Source organism: Flavivirga jejuensis, from assembly GCF_030540765.1.
GTDB classification, from domain to species: domain Bacteria; phylum Bacteroidota; class Bacteroidia; order Flavobacteriales; family Flavobacteriaceae; genus Flavivirga; species Flavivirga jejuensis.
Genome location: NZ_JAUOEL010000001.1, coordinates 550,551 through 569,170, shown reverse-complemented (window position 1 = coordinate 569,170; position 18,620 = coordinate 550,551). Strand labels below are relative to the sequence as shown.

Genomic DNA, 18,620 nt, shown 5'->3' with positions numbered 1-18,620 from the left:
ATACTAACTAACACTATGTGAGCCGAATACCATTTCTTAAAAGAAATAGGTAAGAGAAAGGTTAGTTCGTATTATAAATATGCCTTGCCGTCTAATTAAAAAAACTTAAAACAACCAAAAATGAAACACAAGTACCTATTATTACCTTTATTGTTCGTCTTTTCCTTTATGGCGTACGCACAAGAAAATCAAAACAAAGCTTTTTATCATGGAAAGATATCATCTGTAGAGCATGTTTCTTCCATGTTATCAAGACCCCATGATCTCACTTCCCCAGACAATTCATTTAAGGAGGCAAAAGATAAAAGATCATTAGGAAATCAAATTATTTCAGGTAAAGACCCTCAAACGACAAATGATTATTATTTAATAAATAAGCATGAAGAGGAACAAAGTACACAAAGAGCTCCTGCCAGTCTTGTTTTTGACACCTACTCATCAAATTCTCAACCTACAGATCCTTCCATGGCTGTAGGGCCTAATCACGTGATGGTAGTTTTTAATACAGGGTTTATGGTTTATGATAAATCTGGGAATCAATTGTTAGGTGAAACGTCTCCAAATCCAGCTATTTTCCCTTCGGGTGGATGTTGCGATCTTACGGTATCCTATGATAACGCAGCAGACAGATGGGTGCTTTCTTTTCTTGGATCTGGAGCTCAAATAGCAGTTTCAGATGGGCCTAACCCATTAACAGCAGGATGGTATGTATATAATATTTCAGCGATACAAGATTATCAAAAATTATCTATCTGGAGTGATGGATATTATATTACTGATAATAGCTCAAGTTCTAATAAACTATGGGCATTAGAAAGAGATGTCATGTTAACAGGAGGTTCTGGAGCTCAAATTATTGGATTTAACCTTCCAGGGATTGTAACCAGTGGATTTTATAGTCCGCAAGTATTAAATGTTACCGATGCTAATTTACCTGCTCCTGGAGGCGCTACTATAATCTATCTTCAGGACGATGCTTGGAGCGGGGTTTCTCAGGATCATATTAAAGTTTGGACTGCTGATCTAGATTGGAATAATCCAGGAAGTTCAACGGTTTCAAACTCTCAGGAAATCAATACAACACCTTTTATTAGTGTTTTTGATAATGGAAGTTTTTCTAATTTAAGCCAACCTGGAGGAGGTGCTACTATTGATGCATTACAAGCAACGATTATGAATCAAGCTCAATTTAGAAAATTTGCAACTCATAATTCAGCGCTATTTAATTTTGTAGTTGACACAGATGCTAGTTCTGGTGAACTGGCAGGAATACGTTGGTACGAGTTTAGGCAAAGTGGTGATAATCAACCTTGGTCTTTATATCAAGAAGGTACCTATACCGCACCAGATGGCAGACATGCCTGGACAGCAAGTCTGGCAATGGATGGACAGGGCAATATAGGAATGGGATATACATCTATGTCTGGACCTACAACCCCAACAACAGTTAGAGTTAGTTCTTATTTTACAGGCAGATTGAGTTCTGACCCATTAGGAACCATGACAAGTGCAGAAGAGCTTATCGCAAATGGAAATGGAAATATTCCTAGTTATCGATATGGGGATTATAGCAAGATTGATGTAGATCCGTCGGATGATTCTTCGTTTTGGTATATTACCGAGTATGTTAATGGTAGTAGAAAAGGTGTTGTTGGAAAATTTCAAATTGAAGCTGGTATTCCTGATACTGAAGCACCAACAGACCCAACAAATATGGCTGCTAGCAATATTACAGCTAGTGGAGCAACACTTAGCTGGATTGCATCCACAGATAATGTAGGCGTAGTACTATATAATATCTCTATAGACGGTACTGTTGTTGGCACTTCTACAACTACTAGTTTTAATGTTACAGGACTTTCTCCTTCAACTTCATATGTTGCTTCTGTGACTGCTCAAGATGCTGCGGGGAATGTTTCAGGAAATGACACTGTTTCGTTTACTACAATCGCTGGCAATGTTAATTATTGTAGCTCTGCGAGTACAAATATAAACGACGAATTTATTGGCAATGTTCAGTTAAATACTATTAACAATAATTCAGGTGGGCAATTTTATTCAGATTTCACTTCAATTTCTACAAATCTAAACGAAGGTGAAACGTATACTGTCACGGTTGTTCCGACTTGGCCAGGAAGCACATACTCTGAAGCTTATGCTGTTTGGATCGACTACAATAATAATGGAAGTTTTGATGATACAGGTGAACTAGTTTGGTCTAAAGCCCCTTCAACTGATACTTCTAATAGTGGTTCTTTTACAGTTCCTAATGGAACTTCTGGAACTTCGGTTAGAATGAGAGTTTCATTGAAGTATAATGGAATTCCGACTTCTTGTGAAACGTTCACTTATGGTGAAGTGGAGGACTATACAATTAACCTTGGAACTGGCACTCCTGATACTGAAGCGCCAACAGACCCAACAAATATGTCTGCTAGCAATATTACAGCTAGTGGAGCAACACTTAGCTGGATCGCATCCACAGATAATGTAGGTGTAGTTCTCTATAATATCTCTATAGGCGGTACTCTTGTTGGTACTTCTACAACTACTAGCTTTAATGTTACAGGACTTTCCCCTTCAACTCCATATGTTGCTTCTGTGACTGCTCAAGATGCTGCGGGGAATGTTTCAGGAAATGACACTGTTTCGTTTACTACAATTGCTAATAATATTAATTATTGTAGCTCTGCAAGTACAAATATAGACGACGAATTTATTGGCAATGTTCAGTTAAATACTATTAACAATAATTCAGGTGGGCAATTTTATTCAGATTTCACTTCAATTTCTACAAATCTAAACGAAGGTGATACATATACTGTAACGGTTGTTCCGACTTGGACAGGAACTACATACCCTGAAGCTTATGCCGTTTGGATCGACTACAATAATAATGGAAGTTTTGATGATACAGGTGAATTAGTTTGGTCTAAATCCCCTTCAACTGATACTTCCAATAGCGGGACTTTTACAGTTCCTAATGGAACTTCTGGAACTTCGGTTAGAATGAGAGTTTCATTGAAGTATAATGGAATTCCGACTTCTTGTGAAACGTTCACTTATGGTGAAGTGGAGGACTATACAATTAACCTTGGAATTGGAAACTCAGTTAATACTAATGCTAAAGCATTGAAGACATTCACAGAAACCTCAAACAAAAATATTAACATGTATCCTAACCCTGCAAATTCAAGGTTAACTATTGATATTTTGGAGAATGGTTTTGATGAAATTACAATATTTACATCTACGGGAGCGATCATTAAAAAGGTAAAACCTAGTAAAGGTTCTCATTCTATTGATGTATCTCAATTTATGTCAGGTATGTATTTTGTAAGGTTTGTTTCTAAAAGGTTAGCAACTACCAAAAGGTTTATCAAACAATAAAAAGGCTCATAATAATTATAAAAGGCTATCTTTTGAGATGGCCTTTTTTTGTGATTATTATTGAATGCGTTTACTTCATGAAAATATGAACACAAAACGAACTCAATCAACAATATTTTGGAGAAAAGAGGAAGCCATTTAACAGGTGTTTTTAAACCTGAATGTGACGTAAAAATTCAATTTTAAGGTATAGAAAAAGAGTTCTAAAAAGTGTCATTTTTAGACCTCTTTATAATTTCTAAGACTAAAAACAATTAACCCAAAGCCTGCTCTAAATCTCCAATAATATCATCAACATGCTCTAAACCGACAGAAACCCTTACCAAACCATCTGTAATACTCACTTCCAGTCTATCTGCTTCAGCCAATTTACTGTGTGTTGTTGATGCTGGGTGTGTTACAATCGTTCTTGTATCTCCTAAATTAGCAGACAATGAACACATTTTTATAGCATTTAAAAATTGACGTCCTCCTTCAATGCCTCCTTTAACTTCAAAAGCTACAATATTACCACCTAGTTTCATCTGTTTTTTAGCCACCTCATATTGCGGATGTGATTTTAAAAATGGATATCTCACCCAATTAACTTGTCCGTGGGTTTCTAAAAATTCGGCTACTTTTAAGGCATTTTCACAATGTTTATCGACTCTTACCGAAAGGGTTTCTAAACTTTTAGATAAAGTCCATGCATTAAAAGGTGATAATGCTGGGCCTGTATTTCTAGCAAATAAATAGATTTCTCTAATTAAATCGGCACAACCAACAGTTACCCCCCCTAGCACACGTCCCTGACCATCCATTAACTTTGTTGCCGAATGTACCACCAAATGCGCGCCATATTTTATAGGCTGTTGCAAATAAGGTGTTGCAAAACAGTTGTCAATAATTAAAATCAGATTGTGCTTTTTAGCAATATCGCCTAACAGCTCTAAATCAATAATATCGGTCGCAGGGTTTGTTGGTGACTCTGCATATAGAATTTTTGTTTTTGGCGTGATGCAACTTTCAATAGTTTCTGGTTTATTGATATCGAAATATGTTGTTTCTATATGCCATTTTGGGAAATACTTGGTAAACAAGGTATGTGTTGAACCAAATACCGACCGTGCAGACACTATATGGTCGCCACTCTCTAAGAGTGCTGCAAAAGTGGCATAAATAGCAGCCATTCCCGTTGCAAATGCATACCCACTTTCTGCACCTTCCATTTTACAAACTTTGTCTACAAACTCAGTGGTATTTGGGTTTGTGAATCGGCTGTAAATATTGCGGTCTTTTTCCTCTGTAAAAGATGCTCGCATATCTTCTGCGTCTTCAAAAACAAAACTTGATGTTAAATATAACGGACTTGTATGTTCTAAAAATTCGGTACGCTCTAATTGTGTACGAATGGCTTCTGTTTCAAACTTCTTTTTCTCTTTGCTCATTTTTATCTTCTTTAGGTCTCGATTGCGCTCAACCTGACAATTAATTTATATGTTTAGACAGCCTCAAAATATCTCCAAAAACACCTCTTGCTGTTACTTCTGCTCCTGCTCCTGCTCCTTGAATAACGATGGGTTGTTCTCCATAAGATTCTGTGAAAATCTCAAAAATAGCATCCGATCCTTTTATATGTCCCAAAGTACTATCTTCTGGAATTGAGACCAATTTCACATCAAGGTTCCCCTTATCTTGAGATAAATCTCCTGATAAATCACCAATATATCTTAATACATGGCCTTCTTTTTGCTCATCTTTTATCTTTTGAAATTCATCATCTAAAACATCCAACTGACTTAAAAATTCTTGAACTGAAATATTCTGATAAGCTTCTGGAATTAAATTCTGAACCGCTACATCTTCAAATTCATTTTGCAGATCTAATTCTCTAGCTAAAATCAATAGTTTTCTAGCAACATCATTTCCAGAAAAATCTTCTCTTGGGTCTGGTTCTGTAAAACCTTTATCAATAGTTTCCTGAATGATCTCACTAAACGGTTTATCTTCAACTGAAAAATTATTAAACAAATAACTCAATGTTCCTGAAAAAACACCTCGTATTCTCGTAATATTTTCTCCAGATTCATGTAATAGCTTGATCGTATCTATTAATGGTAAACCTGCACCAACCGTAGTCTCATACAAATATTGTTTGTTATGTTCGTGTAATTGTGAACGCAACTCTGTATAAAACTCATGTGAAATTGTATTGGCTATTTTGTTTGATGATACTAAATCGAAACCAGCTTCAACCAACGGTATATAATTCGTGTAAAAATTTGAACTTGCTGTATTATCTACCGCTATTAAATTTTCTAAATGATGCACCTTTGCAAAATCAATAATATCTTGAATAGAACTTTCTTGCGACGTCGTCTCTATAGCTTCTTCCCAATTATTTTCAACACCATTTTTACTTAAAAGGAGTTTTCTGGAATTAGCAATTGCAAATACATTTAGGTTAATGCCTTTTCTTTTTTCAATATCATCTTTAGACTTTAAGATCTGGTTTATTAAAGCACCTCCAACTAAACCGTGTCCAAAAATGGCAATGTTTATCTTTTTTGAAATTCCGAAAACCTCACCATGGATCACATTCATGGCTTTGTGCAATTGATTCTTTCTAACTACCAAACTCACATTTCTACCTGTAACTGTATTATTAAACAGTAAAGGCGTGATCTGGTTTTTTATCAATGCATTAAATGGTTTATGGAACGAACTTAATTCAATTCCAATGATTGAAATTACAGAAACATCATCAACTACTTCAATTTTATTAACATCTTGCGAATAAAAATCATTTTCAAATTCACGCTCTAATGCAATAACTGCTTGTGTAGCTTCTTCTGCATTTATAATCAATCCAATACCTCTTTCTGAAGATCCTTGGGAAATAATACTCACATTAATATTATGAATACTTAATGCCTTAAAAATTCTGGCATCTACTCCAACCTTACCTAGCAAACCACGTCCTTCTAAATTCAATAAGGCAACATCATCTAAAACCGATAAGGATGTTACTTCTTTAGAACTACGTTTTGCTGTGATAAGTGTCCCTTCATCATCAGAATTAAAGGTGTTTAAAATACGCAGATTGATATTCTTTTCGACTAAAGGAATAATGGTTTTGGCATGTAAAACAGTGGCTCCAAAATTAGCTAGCTCATTGGCTTCACCAAACGATAATTCTCTAATTTTTTGTGCATCTGCAACCAGATCAGGATTGGCTGTATAGATTCCATTTACGTGGGTATAATTTTGCAACTCATCTGCATCCAAATAATTGGCTAATAAAGCGGCTGTATAATTACTTCCATTTCTACCTAAAGTAGTTGTCTCATTTTTTTCATTTGAAGCTATAAACCCTGTAACAATATTAACGGTGTCGCCATTATTTTGTTTAAAATAATTTCTAACATTATCTTTAGTTAATTGCGAAATAGGCTGTGCATTCCCAAAGGCATCATCTGTTTTAATTAATGTTCTCGCATCGGTAGCTTTTGCTTTAATACCACGTTGGTTAAGTAATTCTGCAACCAATTTATTAGACAATAATTCCCCTTGTGCTAAAATGCCATCTTTCGTTTTTTGGCTACAATCTCGTAACAAACTAACACCTTCAAAAAGTTTCCCGAGAATTGAAAACTGCTCAGAAAAATCTATGGTATTTAATGGTGCTTTTTGATATGTTTTAAAAGCTTCTAATGCGTCTTGAAACGGCTCCCCTTTTAGAGCTTTACTTAAAATGTCTTCTAGCTCATCTGTAGCGTTTCCTCTTGCAGAAACTACTACGGTAATGCGTTCTCCATTATTAACCTTATTTTCAATAATGGAAAGCACTTTATTTAAGCCATCACCATTGGCTAACGACTTTCCTCCAAATTTTAATACTTTCATTTTTCTTTTTTTAGAATCTGGCACAAAAATGCCTTCTATAATTTTTTCTAATTGTTCGTATTCCATTAAAAAGGCATCATGCCCATGTACTGAATGTATTTCATTGTAGGTTACATTGGGATGTGTTAACGCTAATTGTTTATGGGTTTGCCTGTTTTCTTCTGCTGTAAAAAAGAGATCGGAATCTACCCCCACAATATGAATATTAGCATCAATACGTTCTAAAATATTAAAATCGTCTGCTCTATTTTTAGTAACATCAATTGTTTTTAATAATTGATTCATCAACTTATAAGCCGACAACTGAAACCTTTCTTGCAATTTTTTACCATGATGTAGCAACCAACTTTCTACATTAAAAATCTCTAGATCTTCATTTTTAGAACGATGAAAACGTTCTTTGAATGATTCTGGAGTACGGTAACACAGCATAGCATGCATTCTGGCATCATGCACGGGTTCTTTTGAGTTTAACAGAAACTGTTCTTGTATTTGGCAATTAGCAATTAGCCAATCTGTCGATTTCCAATCCGTTGCTACAACTATTAAATGGGTTGTAACATCAGGCTCTATAACAGCCATTTCCCAAGCAATACCTCCGCCTAAAGAGCCTCCTATAATAGCAAAAAGTCTATCGGTCTTTAATGCTTTAAGCCCCGCTAGAAACAGCTTGGCAACATCTCTGGCAACAAAATCTTTATAGTTATCAATTACAAAACCATCAAAACCATTTCCAGGGATATTAAATGCTAAAACAGTATATAAATTAGTATCTATTACTTTATCGATACCAACCAGATCTTTCCACCACCCATCATCACCCGCAACATTACTATTACCTGTTAAGGCATGATTCACCAAAACGATAGGTGCTGTACCCAAAGTTTTACCAAAAAGCTGGTAACTCAGTTTAATTTCTGAGACCAAAACATTACTTTCGGTAGTATATTTTGGAATTATAATATGTGACAATGCGTCTTTCATTAGTAATTATTTAGAACTTAAATTTCACTAAAAGCAGCTTTTAAGTCGGCTTTTAAATCTTCTATATCTTCTATCCCAACAGACAATCTAATTAAATCTTTAGTGGCTCCTGCAGATACTTGTTCTTCATCACTTAATTGCTGATGGGTTGTACTTGCTGGGTGAATGATTAGTGATTTTGTATCTCCGATATTTGCTAATAATGAAAATAGTTTTGTTTTATCTGCTATCGTTTTTGCAGCATCATATCCGCCTTTTGCTCCAAAAGTAACGATACCACTTTGTCCTTTAGGCAAATATTTATCGGCTAAAGCTTTGTATTTACTACTTTCTAAACCTGGATAGTTCACCCAGGCAACCTCATCTTGTTCTTCTAACCATTTTGCCAGCTCTAAAGCGTTCTCGCTATGTTGTTTTATTCTCACTGTTAGGGTCTCTAAACCTTGAATAATCTGAAAGGCATTGAACGGGCTTAAAGCACCTCCAAAATCTCTCAATCCTTCTAAAATCAATTTAAAAGTATACGATGCAGCGCCTAAAGCTTCGTGATAAACTAAACCATGATATCCTGCTGATGGTTCTGTAAATTCAGGAAAATTTCCATTGGCCCAATCGAAAGTACCACCATCAATAATAGCACCTCCTAAAGAAGTTCCTTGACCCCCAATGTATTTAGTGAGTGAATGAATCACAATATTTGCACCATGTTTTAATGGATTCAATAATGCTGGTGTTGCTACCGTATTGTCAACAATAAAAGGAACACCTGCAGCTTTAGAATGTACAGCAATAGCCTCTAGATCTAAAACATCTAACTTCGGATTCCCTAAAGATTCTACAAAAAATGCTTTCGTATTATCTTGTACAGCATCCTTAAAATTATTGGGGTTAGAAGCATCTACAAATGTTGTTGTAATACCTAATCGAGGTAAGGTAACACTTAATAGATTATAGGTTCCTCCATATAAACTACTGGATGCAACAATATGATCTCCTGCTTTTAAAAGCGTTAATAAACCTGTTGAAATTGCCGCAGTACCAGAAGCAAACACAACAGCTCCAACACCACCTTCTACAGCTGCTAAACGCTCTTGAAGAATTTGATTGGTTGGGTTATTTAGTCTGGTATAAATAAACCCTAATTCTTTTAAAGCAAATAGATTTGCTGCATGATCGGAATCGTTAAAAACGTAAGATGATGTTTGATAAATAGGTACGGCTCTTGTACCTCCATTGGTTGCTGGATCGTGACCTGCATGTAATGCGTTTGTTGCTAATTTTTGTGTGCTCATTTTTCTAATTTTTTAGTTAATAATCAAATAAACCAAAAGTCAAAATGCGTTATGAATAACGTACTTATATAGAAAAATGTTAAAAAGAAAATTTAAAAATTACTGAAAGTAATTTCGTTTGGTTATCTATCCGTGATATCTGATACATGTCCAGATCGGGGTAGAATTTAGCACCTTCTTTACTAGTAAAGGGTTGCTAAGGCTTCAATGGGTCTAATCCCTCCGCCTTTCTTGATAACATTTCAATAAGTTATTGAACTTTGTGAATGCAAATATTCGTTCAGAAAAAGTTAAAATCCTAATTTTTTTCAAGAAATTTTATAAAAATTTATTTTCTGGCTAATTTATCATGAAACTTATTTCTAATAATCAAGTCAATTGGTTTGTTCTCAATTTTAGATTCCAGCCACGAAATAAGATCCAAGTATAGGAAAGCACGACTTTGATAAGGATCGTTCTCGTATTGTTTCAACTTCTTATGCAGTTTGATAAACTCCCTTTTTACTTCATTTGGATAAATATCTCCTAAACCTCTTAAAAACTTAATGAATTCTTTTTGCACCTCATATAAATCTTCCATTTTAATTAAAAACTTATACGTGCTTCTTATTAAAACATCAAGATTATAATCCAAACCTGCTTCATAATGCGCCACAAGATTCAAAATTCTTGAAAAACACAATAGATCTTCACGCATTTGCAAAGATTTATTGCTTATTATCTTTTCTAAAAAGTAAATACATTTTTTATTCTCTCCTGCACCAAAATACATACTTGCTATCTTATAATAAAATACCATGATATGGTGCTCATCTATACGGTCTTTATAGTTTTTTAAACGTTCTAATATCTCATCAATTAAAGGCAAGCCTTCTTTAAAACTTCCATTAATAAAATGCAGATTAAACTTATTATTATAAATATATAAAAAAGCTAACCCGTCTACATTATCATCAATAGGGAACCATTTTTCTTTTGTAACCCCTTCAAATTTATTGAGCGCTTCTTTAAACTTATCGTATTGTCTTAAATAAAATAATGCTTCAAGTAAATAGTGATTTCCTTTTAAAAAGAAGACAGGATTTAAAATAATCATATCTTTATTTTTATAGAATAAATCCACCCATTTAGAGGCATATTTATAACTTGCTAAAAAATCTGAGGTTAAAAAACTATACCACAAATAGGCTTTATATAACCAAAGTTTCTCTCTAAACCCTAATTCGTTTATATCGTATTTTGGCAACCTATCATTAAAGTATTTAGTAACTCTCTGGTTTTCCTTATCGTTTTTTATATAGCCTGTTTTTAAAAACAAGCCGTATAACTGAAGTGATAGATTAGATAATTTACTAGCTATGACATTTTGCTGACTTAATTTTTTTGCTTGTACAGATAACTCGTCTGCCCTATTATTAAGACTTCTGGTAATATATTGAGATTCTATTATTTTTTCCAGCTCAACGATCTCATAAGCAATGTTTTTCTCTTCATTGGCAATAGCCAAACTCTTCGCCTTGTCTAATATTTTTAAACTTTGTTTGTAAAGTCCTTTATGATATAAAATGGTAGCAAAATCTAATTGCTCGCGAATTTGAATTCTAACATTTTGATGTGATGGATTTAATCTTAAACTAATTAAAATTTGTTTATATAAATGTGCTTTTAAATTGGAAAGTTGTTGTTTTTTTACAATTCCTTTTTTAAGAATAACAGCTTCATCGTAAACAGAAAGTTTATCAAGAATATTAAAAAGGGTCAAAAATTTTGAATCCTCATTTACACCTAAACGACCAACATAGAGTTTAAACTGTCTCTTTTCAGATTTAGATAGTGACTTCACTAATACAAACAAATTATCTTTTTGCTCTCTTGTCATAGTTTTAAAATCAATACTAAAATACTGATTTACAGCTTTTTAATTAAGTAATACCTAAGTTAAACATCGTAAAAATGAAAGCTTTAACTCCGCTTTTAGGAAACCAAAATATAAATTCGTAATACAATAAGAAAATATATTTTAATAAATGTCGAATAAAAACGTCCAAATTTTTGATACTACGCTTCGAGATGGCGAGCAAGTCCCAGGTTGTAAATTAAACACTGAGCAAAAATTAATCATTGCAGAACAGTTGGATAATTTAGGAGTTGATATTATTGAAGCTGGTTTTCCCGTATCTAGTCCTGGCGATTTTAAATCGGTTGAGGCAATTTCTAAAATTGTAAAAAACGCGACTGTTTGTGGTTTAACACGATCTGTTGAAAATGATATAAAAGTAGCAGCCGAAGCATTAAAATATGCTAAAAAACCAAGAATACATACAGGTATTGGCACTTCTGATTCTCATATAAAATTCAAATTTAAAACAACACATGAAGCTATTATAGAACGTGCTGTTAAAGCGGTTAGTTATTCTAAATCTTTTGTTGAAGATGTGGAGTTTTATGCTGAGGATGCTGGTAGAACCGATAACGAATATTTAGCACGAGTTTGTGAAGCTGTTATTAAAGCAGGAGCAACGGTTTTAAACATTCCAGATACTACTGGTTACTGTTTACCACATGAATATGGTGCCAAAATTAAATACTTAAAAGAGAATGTAAAAGGTATTGAGAAAGCTATCTTATCTTGCCATTGCCATAACGATTTAGGTTTAGCAACGGCCAATTCTATTGAAGGTGTTATTAATGGTGCAAGACAAATTGAATGTACTATTAATGGTATTGGGGAACGCGCTGGGAATACTGCTTTAGAAGAAGTGGTTATGATCTTAAAACAACACCCATACTTAGATTTAGATACTGGAATAAAAACTGAAATGCTTTATGGTATTAGCCAATTGGTTTCAGATAGCATGGGTATTTATACGCAACCTAACAAAGCTATTGTTGGAGCAAATGCATTTGCACACAGTTCTGGAATTCATCAAGATGGTGTTATTAAAAACCGTGAAACTTACGAAATTATAGACCCTAAAGATGTTGGTGTAACAGAATCTGCTATTGTATTAACTGCAAGAAGTGGAAGAGCCGCTTTAGCATATAGAGCAAAAAATGTTGGATACGAATTAACAAAACTTCAGTTGGATGAAATTTATGTAAATTTCTTGAATTTTGCCGACAAAAAGAAAGAGGTTAATGATAGTGATATCCATCAGATTATAGAAAGCAGCAAAGTATATAACGAAATAATTACTTCTGCTTAATTGAAAAAAGAATTCCGAAGGGTATCACACTCTAGGGATTCATTAATATTATTATTACTATGTTCTCACTGAGTTTGTCGAAGTGAAAGCAGAAAATTAAATAAAAGTAAATGAAACTAAATATTGCCGTTTTACCAGGCGATGGTATAGGTCCAGAGGTCATAGCTCAAGCTGTCAAGGCATTGAAAGCTATTGCTGTGGAATTTAACCATATATTTACTTTCGAAACTGGATCTGTAGGAGCTTCTGCAATAGACAAAACAGGAGACCCTTTACCAGAAGAAACAATAAATATCTGTGAAAAAGCAGATGCTATTTTATTTGGAGCTATTGGCAATACAAAATATGATATAGATCCTATTACGGAAATAAGACCAGAACAAGGTCTTTTAGGACTTCGTAAAATACTAGATCTATATACTAACATTAGACCTGTTATAGCTTATGATGATTTATTAAATAAATCATCGTTAAAGATAAAGCAAATTAAGGATACTAATATTCTTATTTACCGCGAGCTAACAAGTGGTATTTATTTTGGAGAAAAAAAGCTAAGTGAAGATGGCAATACAGCGTCCGATATCTGTGAATACACACGTTTCGAAATAGAACGTATTGCACATTTAGCATTTAAAGCTGCACAATCCAGAAAGGGCAAATTAACATTGGTAGACAAAGCTAATGTTTTAGCAAGTTCGCGCTTGTGGCGCAAAGTGGTTCAAGAATTAGGCCCTCAATATCCCGATGTAAAATTAGATTTTCTATTTATAGATAACGCTGCCATGGAACTCATTATTAACCCAAGACAGTTTGATGTTATTTTAACCGAAAATATGTTTGGAGATATCCTATCTGAAGAAGCCAGCGTTATTGTAGGCTCTATAGGTTTATTAGCATCGGCATCTATTGGTGACAAACATGCTATGTTCGAGCCTATACACGGTGCTTATACGAAAGCTGCTAATAAAGGTATCGCAAATCCAATTGCATCCATTTTATCGGCTGCCATGCTGTTAGATCATTTCGAATTACACGAAGAAGCTGCTTTAATTAGAGATGGTGTCGATAAGTCATTAAAGCTTCATATCACAACACCAGATCTAAACACCAAATACGATCATATAACCACCACTAAAGTTGGTGATTTTATCGAGGATTTTATAAACAACCCAGAAGAAACCAATTTAAATTTTACAAACATACATTTAGGACAGTCCACAATCATTTAATTATTTGAGTTAGTCACCAAATTAAAATTATTGGGATTTACGAAAAGCACATCTTAATCGATGTGCTTTTTTAATAGAAAGTCTAATTTAAAGAAACCTTAAAAGAAGATTAGATTATTAGTTAATAGTGGGTTTGTGGAATTCATTTTGTTTGAAATTCAAAAAAAACACTCTAAATCATCAGTAATATTAAGGCTTAACTAAGAATATTAATCAATTTTCGGGGGATGTATAAGTTATTCTACTTAATCTTCACCTTCTAAACATCCGCATGAAATATCAGATGAACCTCCTATTGAATATAAATAAATTTTTCCATTAAAATCAGATCCATCATGCTCTTTCGCAAAGTAATAGATTTGATATTTACACCACCCTTCGTCACTTTTATACCCAACAGCTCCTTTTATTAATTTTCTCTCAACGATGCCAGAAAGTTTATTTCGTTCCACATAATAGTCTCCTAAAATTCTAGCTTTTAAAGGGGTTTGTTCCCACCCTCTGTTTTTAAAGGCTGTAATCATTGCTTCTTCTAATTCTTTATCCGAAGTTAGAGCTTTTGGCATGCATACATCAGCATTATTCGGATCGATTAGGGGTTTATTAAAGTTAATGGTCAACATTCCTGAAGCCATTGGTTCTAATTTTTCATCATTCAATTCTTCCTCTGTAATTAATCCATCTTCCCAAGATGTTCCGTATGAGTATGATGGAAATAATTTAAATTCAAGTTTATGAGATCCAGCCGTAATTTTATCACCATGTTTTATTATCAATTTATCAAAACCAGCTCTTATATAACTGACTCCAGCTTTAGCTTCATGAAGAAATACCCCATACCAAGTTGTTCTCTTCTCCAAACCTTTTTTTTCAAAATGACTTCCATTAATCGTTTGAGCACTTTTATACTTACCATCTAAGGTTATTTCCATTCTATAATAAGCGGCGTTATACAAAAGAGTTATTGCTTTTTTATATCTTGATATTTCATTAATTAATGATCTCGTAAAAAACGTTCTAAAATAAAGGTCGTCTCCGTATGTATATGTTGTTACGATGTCTTCTTCCGTAAACACATCACTTTCAGTAGGTTTTTTCATAAATACGATTTCTTTATTATGTTTTTTGTGAAAATCGCTCGTAAAGCCTTCATCTTTTACTACTCTTTTTACTCCTTCACTATCTTTACCTTTTCCAACTCCTATGTATTGTGCATTGGTGTGTATAGAGAATAACAAAACAATTACAAGAGGTACTAAACAAATCCTTTTCGTAAATTTTTGTTTACTTAAAACCGAAAAGGTATTATTTGAATTAATTAAAAAATTTGTTTTCATAAAATGGTTATTTGATTATTAAATTTTGATTTCACAATAACGGAAATTAAAGAATCACAGATCGGTCAATTGTAGTCACAAATCAGTCAATCGTAGTCACAAATTGGTCAATTTATAGGTTTTTAAAGAGGTTTAGAGAATGTCATATCTTATCTGAATATTAAATTGAGCTGGTTTTGATTTGTTGGAGGCTCTGTATTTTGTATTTTCCATCTAGTTTTGGTTGGCATCAAAAGGATGGATACTACCTTTAATATTTTATAGTAAATAAAATTGGTAAGTTCTCTGAATATATGTTTGTTAAGGTAATTATATCCTGAGCCCAACAATAAATCTGTGTGTGCATAAAGAAGCTATTTTTTTGTATATCATATGTATCGCGATGGTTATTATTGCGAGCAACGATTATAGGTCGTTGAATGTTTTGATTTGGATATCTTCTAATCGATATTCCTGTTTTATATGCCTGTGATATTTATAAGAATTCCACCTTACAGTCCTGAGCTAAATCCTGCTGAAAAAATTTGGCAATGGATGAAAAATAAAGTGGTCATGAAACTCTATAAAGATATTACAAAATAAAATTACAGTGATGGTCAATCAACTCAAGCCAGAGTTAGTTAAATCTATTACTGGATATGAATTATACACTAAAACATTTTTTGAGTATTTTTAAATCAGAAATGATGTAAAAAGGATGCCGCTTCAATCCCTAACGCGGGAGTGCAATTCGTTTAACGATATTACTTACACAGAAAATTGTAATTAATTTTTCACTTTATCAAAGTCATATAGAATGTCTATAAAATAAAATCCCTTCACCGCCCTACCAATTATCATTCTTCCGAAGGCAGGAATCCACCTATGAAAATGGATTCTCAGAAATTTCAAATTATTTATCATTTAAAAACTATAAAATAACGTCCGATTTTAATAGTTTTAAAATGAATGACATCTGAGTTTTCTATAACGTAAGGTATTATTTCTCCAGAATCATCTTTTAAAATAATATTGTCAATGCCAGGATATTTAATACGGCATACGCCGCCTTTATTAGAAGTGATTTCAAATGAAACCGCCTTACTATGCTTCCAAACAGCTGATATTTCAAAACTCCCTCTAGCTACCAAACCTCTGTATTCCCCATCTTTCCATGCACCAGGAAGTGCTGCAAGAGGTTCTATATAACCTTCATGACTTTGCAGAAGCATTTCGGCAACTCCAGCCATACATCCAAAATTACCATCTATTTGAAAAGGAGGATGCGTTGTCCACAAATTTGGCAACGTGCGTTCTTTTATAAATTTTGTATAAACTTTATGAGCTTGCTCACCATCTTTAGTTCTAGCTCGCAAATTCATTCTATGCGCCATAGCCCAACCTGTTGTATTATTCCCTCTTAAATCTAAAGTTACAATAGAGGCATCCATCCATTCTTTTGTGGTTGAGTTTATAAGTGTTCCTGGATATAAAGCACAAAGGTGTGAGATATGCCTATGTTTTTTTTGACCTATTTCGCCATAAAATTCTTCTTCTCTAAACTCTTTTACTTGTCCTGATTTACCAACAATAATAGGGTCTAGTTTAGTAATTTGATGCTTCACAACTTCCAAAAAAGCATCATCATTTAAGTTAAGAACCGCTGAAGCTTTAAGTAAGTCATTATGATTTTCCCAAACCAATTCTTGATCAAAGGTAGTACCAGCTGTAATATAATTACCTCCATCATGTTTTTGCTCAGGAGAGGCCGATGGGTTTACAAGTAATAAATCGTCACCAACAGGAACCAACGTTTTAGAAAGAAACTTACTCATACCCAAAAGAGCAGGATATGCTTTTTCTCGTAAAAAAGTAGTATCCATAGTAAATTCATAATAATCCCAAAACATTTTACTTGTTAGTGCTCCTGTACCTGGACCAGAATGACCGCCAGGACCAACAATTTTATGTGGCGTAGTTCCTGTTCCTATAGTCCAACCATTGTCTGTACTATCATTATTTATCGCTTGTGGATTATTCTTCTTAAGATATTCTGTGGCTAAACTATTTGCTTTAGAGCGATACGCCTCATGAAACTCTACATAAGGTGTAAAAGTTTCTGCCAGATTGGTATTAAAAGCGCCCCAATAATTCATTTGCACATTAATATTGTGCCAAAAACCGCCTGTAAAAGGGGTTACTTCGTATTGACTCCAAACACCTTGTAAACCACATGGCAAGGCGCCCTTTCTTGATGTAGAAATAAGTAAATAACGACCATAGTGAAACATTAATTCTTCTAGATAATGACTTGTAACTTTCGACTTATAGCTTTCAAGTAATTCGTTAGTAGTTCCTTTTGGTACTTCACTATTAAAATTAAGTTCTACCCTAGAAAATAAATTTTGGTAATCGCTTAAATGGTCAGCTTTCAATTTTTCAAACCTTTTAATAGTTGCAGAATTAATGAGTGCTGTTACTTTTTCATGTGGAAAAACACTTGAATCTAATTTCTGGTTGTTAATTTCTTCATTAAAAACAGATTCACTCAATTTATAGTTCGTTCCAGCCGCAATTAACAAAATAACACTGTCTGCATTTTTTACAATAATCTCTGATCTACCATCTTTTTGATTCGTTGATAATTCCCCTCCTTCATTTATAACTTTAATTTGCCCTTCATAATTAATACTAAAGTGGTTAATAAAACCAGACATAGTAATTAAATCATTCTGGGCTACCATTTTCCCACTTCTTGTATTTATTTCTGTGGAATCTCTCAGATATGGTATTTCGGGTCTAAGCTTAAAAGTAACTTTACCTTTTTTATTTGCACTCAGTTTTATTACTAATACATTGTCTGGATAACTAATAAAATGCGTTCTTGTATATTCAACACCTTTATAGTTATAATTTACATAGGCTATAGCTTCATTTATATTTACAGATCTTCTATAGTTCTCAGGGTTTTGATGTCCAAAATCCAGATTAATTTCAGCAAAACTTGTTAGACCTCCTATACCATATAAACCTTCATTAGCAAGTGTTTTTTCTGTAAGCTGAATACGTTCTGTGTCTGTTCTTCCAAATAGGTTAGCTCCCATATATCCATTACCTATTGGATAAGACTTTAATTCCCAATCTTCATCATAAGGATAGCCTCTTGCCTTTTTAATAGCATAATCACTACCTCTGTTTGGTGCTGGCTTATCATCCCAAATCTCATAAACTCTAGGAATTGCATTTGTTTGGGAAAATACATTTCCTATGCATAAAAGGAAAAAAATGTATGCTAAGATTGTTTTCATAAGACTGGCA

The 18,620-nt window shown here is 33.6% G+C and carries 10 protein-coding genes and 1 riboswitch; of the genes, 4 read left to right on the top strand and 6 right to left on the bottom strand.

Going from position 1 to position 18,620, the window contains the following annotated elements:
• Positions 1-120: 120 nt before the first annotated feature.
• Positions 121-3,390, top strand: a complete 3,270-nt coding sequence (locus Q4Q40_RS02495) for a GEVED domain-containing protein (RefSeq protein WP_303300098.1) — start codon at positions 121-123, stop codon at positions 3,388-3,390.
• A gap of 254 nt (positions 3,391-3,644) precedes the next feature.
• Here Q4Q40_RS02495 and Q4Q40_RS02490 read toward each other — a convergent pair whose 3' ends face one another.
• The 4 genes from Q4Q40_RS02490 to Q4Q40_RS02475 form a co-directional block, all read right to left on the bottom strand.
• Positions 3,645-4,817 carry a trans-sulfuration enzyme family protein gene (locus Q4Q40_RS02490; RefSeq protein ID WP_303300097.1) on the bottom strand — a complete coding sequence of 391 codons (1,173 nt, stop codon included), beginning with the start codon at positions 4,815-4,817 and terminating at the stop codon, positions 3,645-3,647.
• A gap of 40 nt (positions 4,818-4,857) precedes the next feature.
• A complete protein-coding gene (gene thrA / locus Q4Q40_RS02485; protein ID WP_303300095.1) occupies positions 4,858-8,259 on the bottom strand; it encodes a bifunctional aspartate kinase/homoserine dehydrogenase I in 3,402 nt (1,133 codons plus the stop codon).
• 17 nt (positions 8,260-8,276) lie between these two features.
• Positions 8,277-9,551 (bottom strand): O-acetylhomoserine aminocarboxypropyltransferase/cysteine synthase family protein, encoded by a 1,275-nt coding sequence (locus tag Q4Q40_RS02480; protein WP_303300094.1) that lies wholly within the window; start codon positions 9,549-9,551, stop codon positions 8,277-8,279.
• Between the two features lie 119 nt (positions 9,552-9,670).
• A riboswitch (SAM riboswitch) is annotated at positions 9,671-9,792 on the bottom strand.
• A gap of 87 nt (positions 9,793-9,879) precedes the next feature.
• Positions 9,880-11,430 (bottom strand): hypothetical protein, encoded by a 1,551-nt coding sequence (locus tag Q4Q40_RS02475; protein ID WP_303300093.1) that lies wholly within the window; start codon positions 11,428-11,430, stop codon positions 9,880-9,882.
• A 148-nt stretch (positions 11,431-11,578) separates the two neighbouring features.
• On the opposite strand from Q4Q40_RS02475, the gene Q4Q40_RS02470 reads away from it, so the two are divergent.
• Both Q4Q40_RS02470 and leuB read left to right on the top strand, forming a co-directional pair.
• Positions 11,579-12,757 carry a 2-isopropylmalate synthase gene (locus tag Q4Q40_RS02470; protein ID WP_303300092.1) on the top strand — a complete coding sequence of 393 codons (1,179 nt, stop codon included), beginning with the start codon at positions 11,579-11,581 and terminating at the stop codon, positions 12,755-12,757.
• Between the two features lie 110 nt (positions 12,758-12,867).
• A complete protein-coding gene (gene leuB / locus Q4Q40_RS02465) occupies positions 12,868-13,986 on the top strand; it encodes a 3-isopropylmalate dehydrogenase (protein WP_303300091.1) in 1,119 nt (372 codons plus the stop codon).
• Between the two features lie 245 nt (positions 13,987-14,231).
• Here leuB and Q4Q40_RS02460 read toward each other — a convergent pair whose 3' ends face one another.
• On the bottom strand, positions 14,232-15,323 hold the full coding sequence (locus Q4Q40_RS02460) for a hypothetical protein (RefSeq protein WP_303300090.1): 1,092 nt from the start codon (positions 15,321-15,323) through the stop codon (positions 14,232-14,234).
• A gap of 462 nt (positions 15,324-15,785) precedes the next feature.
• Between Q4Q40_RS02460 and Q4Q40_RS24035 the strand changes: the two genes are divergently transcribed.
• Positions 15,786-15,905, top strand: a complete 120-nt coding sequence (locus Q4Q40_RS24035; RefSeq protein ID WP_367892776.1) for a transposase — start codon at positions 15,786-15,788, stop codon at positions 15,903-15,905.
• A gap of 317 nt (positions 15,906-16,222) precedes the next feature.
• Here the strand turns inward: Q4Q40_RS24035 and Q4Q40_RS02455 are convergent, their stop codons facing one another.
• Entirely contained in the window at positions 16,223-18,610 is a 2,388-nt protein-coding gene (locus Q4Q40_RS02455) for a glycoside hydrolase family 95 protein (protein ID WP_303300089.1), read from the bottom strand.
• Between the last annotated feature and the right edge of the window lie 10 nt (positions 18,611-18,620).

Coding starts and splice junctions, on each gene's coding strand:
- Q4Q40_RS02495 (WP_303300098.1), top strand. CDS start 121: ATGAAACACAAGTACCTATTATTACCTTTATTGTTCGTCTTTTCCTTT.
- Q4Q40_RS02490 (WP_303300097.1), bottom strand. CDS start 4,817: ATGAGCAAAGAGAAAAAGAAGTTTGAAACAGAAGCCATTCGTACACAA.
- thrA (WP_303300095.1), bottom strand. CDS start 8,259: ATGAAAGACGCATTGTCACATATTATAATTCCAAAATATACTACCGAA.
- Q4Q40_RS02480 (WP_303300094.1), bottom strand. CDS start 9,551: ATGAGCACACAAAAATTAGCAACAAACGCATTACATGCAGGTCACGAT.
- Q4Q40_RS02475 (WP_303300093.1), bottom strand. CDS start 11,430: ATGACAAGAGAGCAAAAAGATAATTTGTTTGTATTAGTGAAGTCACTA.
- Q4Q40_RS02470 (WP_303300092.1), top strand. CDS start 11,579: ATGTCGAATAAAAACGTCCAAATTTTTGATACTACGCTTCGAGATGGC.
- leuB (WP_303300091.1), top strand. CDS start 12,868: ATGAAACTAAATATTGCCGTTTTACCAGGCGATGGTATAGGTCCAGAG.
- Q4Q40_RS02460 (WP_303300090.1), bottom strand. CDS start 15,323: ATGAAAACAAATTTTTTAATTAATTCAAATAATACCTTTTCGGTTTTA.
- Q4Q40_RS24035 (WP_367892776.1), top strand. CDS start 15,786: ATGCCTGTGATATTTATAAGAATTCCACCTTACAGTCCTGAGCTAAAT.
- Q4Q40_RS02455 (WP_303300089.1), bottom strand. CDS start 18,610: ATGAAAACAATCTTAGCATACATTTTTTTCCTTTTATGCATAGGAAAT.